Origin of the sequence: Actinospineispora acaciae DSM 45401 (genome assembly GCF_000620785.1) — a bacterium.
Classification (GTDB): domain Bacteria; phylum Actinomycetota; class Actinomycetes; order Mycobacteriales; family Pseudonocardiaceae; genus Pseudonocardia; species Pseudonocardia acaciae.
The window spans coordinates 1-3,204 of the sequence record NZ_JIAI01000066.1 but is presented as its reverse complement, the minus strand read 5'-3'; the positions used below and the strand labels follow the sequence as shown (position 1 = coordinate 3,204).

The following is a 3,204-nucleotide window of genomic DNA, read 5'->3' as shown; positions in this document are numbered from 1 at the left end:
AGCGCCTCGACAGCGACCTCACCACTGCCCACCGGGGCGCCCAGACCGCCCGGCCGCACAGCCCGCTGGGGCCGCGCCGGCCTGGTGGCCGCCCGCGACGCGCTGGACCGCGACGTGGTGGGCCGCGACGCGCTGGACGGCTTGCCCTGACCGCCCGACTTCGACAACGCCGAGGCCACGCCGGTAGCAGCGGCACGCGCGGCCGCCCCGGTACGCCCCGCCAACCCCGACGCCGCGGACACCGACCAGGCAAACCCCGAACGCAACGCACGAGCGGTGGACTCCGACGCCGCGGCCAACCCCGACGGCCCGGCACTCGGCCGGTCAACGGGGATGGGCACCGTGGGCGGCTCCCCGGGCGGGGCGGCGGCCACAGGGGGCGGCGCGGGCGGTACGGGCGGCGGCGCCGGCGGGGGTGGCGGTGCGGCCGGCGGTGCCGGCGGAGGTGGCGGTGCGGCCGGCGCGGGTGGCGCTGGGGGTAGCGGTGCGGCCGTCGCCGCGGGGGGCGCGGTGCGCTCGACGGGGGGTGCGGGCTCGACCGCAGGAGCACTCGCCTCTGTGACTGGTGTTACGTCTGATTCTGATGGTGCTGGTGTTACCGACTTAGTGGTCGATCGGGATGGTGGTTCGGGTGCGGCGGGCGGCTGGAAAACCGGCAGCGGCCAACGCGGCTGTTGCGGCGCCGCCGGCTGAGGTTCCCAGTCCGTGCCCGGCGGGGCGTCGCCGTCGGGCATCCACAGCTTCGGTTCGCTGCGCGCGCGCCAGGCCCGCCGCCGGCGGCCATGAGGCCTGGCCGACCGCTGGTACCAGCGACTTTCCGGCTCCGGGACCAGCCGCCGGAAGCCGTGGCGGGTCACCGGCGAGTCCGGGTCGGTGAACCGAGGCTCCAACCCGGCCTCGGGCCCGGGCGCAGCCGGAGCGGGTGGGCTCACCGACGCGGCCGCGGCCGGGCGGGGTGGCGCGGGGACGTTCCGGGGTGGTTCGGGCGCGACGGCCTCGCCGCCGGCGGCGGCCGCTTCGATGGCCTCTCGACGGCGCTTGCGGGCGGCCTTGCGGTGCGCGACACCGCAGTAGCGGCGGTTCGTCGGGTAGGCGGTGATGATCGCGTTGCAACCTGGCAGCGCACAAACCCGAGGCGCCGCCGTGGCGTCACTCGGTGCGCGAGTCATGGCTACCGCCCTCGCCCAGCTGGCCGGGCAAGGCCGACGACGGGCGGTCTCACGGTGAGACCCCGCGAACCGGGTCGCCACCGAACCAAAGCCGCACCGCCACGTCCCCCTACCCCACTCCGCCTCGGACGACGCCGAGGCCACTGTGGCCGAAACCCAAGGGTAAACACCCGAGCACCCGGTATCGCAACCCTGCGTTAACTCTCTGGTTCATCGCGCGCGGACCAGATGATGTTGCGATCGGCTCATCCGGCTGTGTAGCCTGGCCTGTACGAGCGGTCAGACTTGGTGCCAGACGGCCTGAGGACTGCGCCTCCGCGTGACGTGCACCGTGGCGGCGCCCGCCCGTTAGGACAGACCTGCACCTGGGAAGTTTCCAGCAGCAGGCAGATCGATACTCGGCTTCCTCCAGGGCGGAGCCCGGAGACTGAGGACGCTTCCACCGCGTTGCCGTGTAGCCGCGGTTGGTGCCGATCACACAGGTAGTTGCGTGCGCTGCGACAGACAGCCGCACCAGACCTTCCGATCCAGGAGCGAGGCTCTCAAAGGTGTCTTCCGCGACCTCAGTGGACAGGCGGCGCGTGCGCGCCGTCGTGTCGCTGTGCGTGCGCGGGCTGGGCTCGCTCTCGTTCGGCAAGGTTCTGCTCGGCGCGTTGATGCTGTGGATGGCCGCCGCGTTCATCTCCATGGGCGGCGGCGGCTCGGCTCAGGCCGACACCGCGGCAGCGCACGACGAAGGCCCCGTCACAGTCGAGCTGGTCGGCTTCTTCGACCAGAACACCGACGGGGCCGACGACGGCACGGCGGCACCCGCGCCGCGCTGGACGCGTGGCGCTCAGGGCGCCACCTCGTCGGCGAGCGTCTCGGTCCCCGTGTCCAAGCCCGCCAGCCGTCAGTCCGCCCCGGCCTCGATGCCGGCCTCGGACGACACCGCGTACGCGGGCATCAAGGTGGCTCCGTTGCCACGGGCGACCGGTGGCGGCCAGTCGGCCAGCACGCCGGCGCGGGCGGAGTCCCAGAAACCGTCGGGGGGTTCGGAGAACTTCCTGACGGGTCTGTTCGACCGGCTCGCTCAGCTCTGGACGGGCGGCGGGTCCGGCAACGGCTCGGGCGCGAGCTCAAGCGGTTCGAGCGGTTCGAGCGGTGGCGCGATCGGCCAAGCCGCGTCGCGCCATGACGAAACGGTTCCCGACACCGTCGGGCAGGCACTCGCCAAGGCCCGCGACACTGTCGGGAAGGCCGCCGCGCGCGGATCGTCCGCCGGCCAACAGTCCAGCGAGCCCGAGGCCCTGCGGCAGCTGTCCCGGCCTCGCGCCAACGCCGCGCAGCCCGCCTCCACCGGAGGATCGTCGGGTCGGTCCGCATCGGGCGGGCAAGCCGACGAGCTGATGGGCGGGGTCGTCGACCTGGTCTCCGGGATCGTCGGCACGGTGGCCGGGAAGAAGGCCGGCGACCAGACCCGCCAAGGCCTGTCCGGCATCACCGACCAGGTCTCCACCGCGCTGCGCGCCGGCCACAAGTTCAACACCTCCGGCGAGCCCGGCAGCGGCAACGCGAACACCGCCGCCCAGCCCGGCAGCCGTGACCGCGCCACCCAGACCGGCAACGGCGCCAGCCCCGCGCTGCCCGCCGCCCACAAGACCAACCAGCCCGACTGCTCCGGCACGTCGGACTGCGCCGAGAACAACCCCGCGGTCTCCGGCCGCAAGCCCGCTACCCAGGCCGCCCGTGGCCCACCGGCCCGTCCGCGCGACCACGACAGCACCAACGGCACTCACCGCAAGACCAACGGACCGGGCTCCGCCAAGACATCCCAAGCGGCGTTGCAGACCGGTCTCGACGGAAAACAACTGAACAAGATCGTCGACAAGGTCACCGGCGGGGCACTGGACTTCACCCAGAACCTGCTCGGCGGACTGTCCAAGCTCTTCGGCAAGCACGGCCAAGCCAACAACAAGAGCAACGGCGGCTCGGCCGGACAGCAAAGCGGGCACTCCCGCCACGACGACCTGACCGGCAAGCTCACCAAGCTGAC

At 73.2% G+C, this 3,204-nt stretch carries 1 protein-coding gene; it reads left to right on the top strand.

Going from position 1 to position 3,204, the window contains the following annotated elements; translation table 11 throughout:
• Positions 1-1,750 precede the first annotated feature (1,750 nt).
• A partial coding sequence (locus N912_RS0148080) for a hypothetical protein (protein ID WP_028928012.1) occupies positions 1,751-3,204 on the top strand: 1,454 nt, incomplete at its 3' end.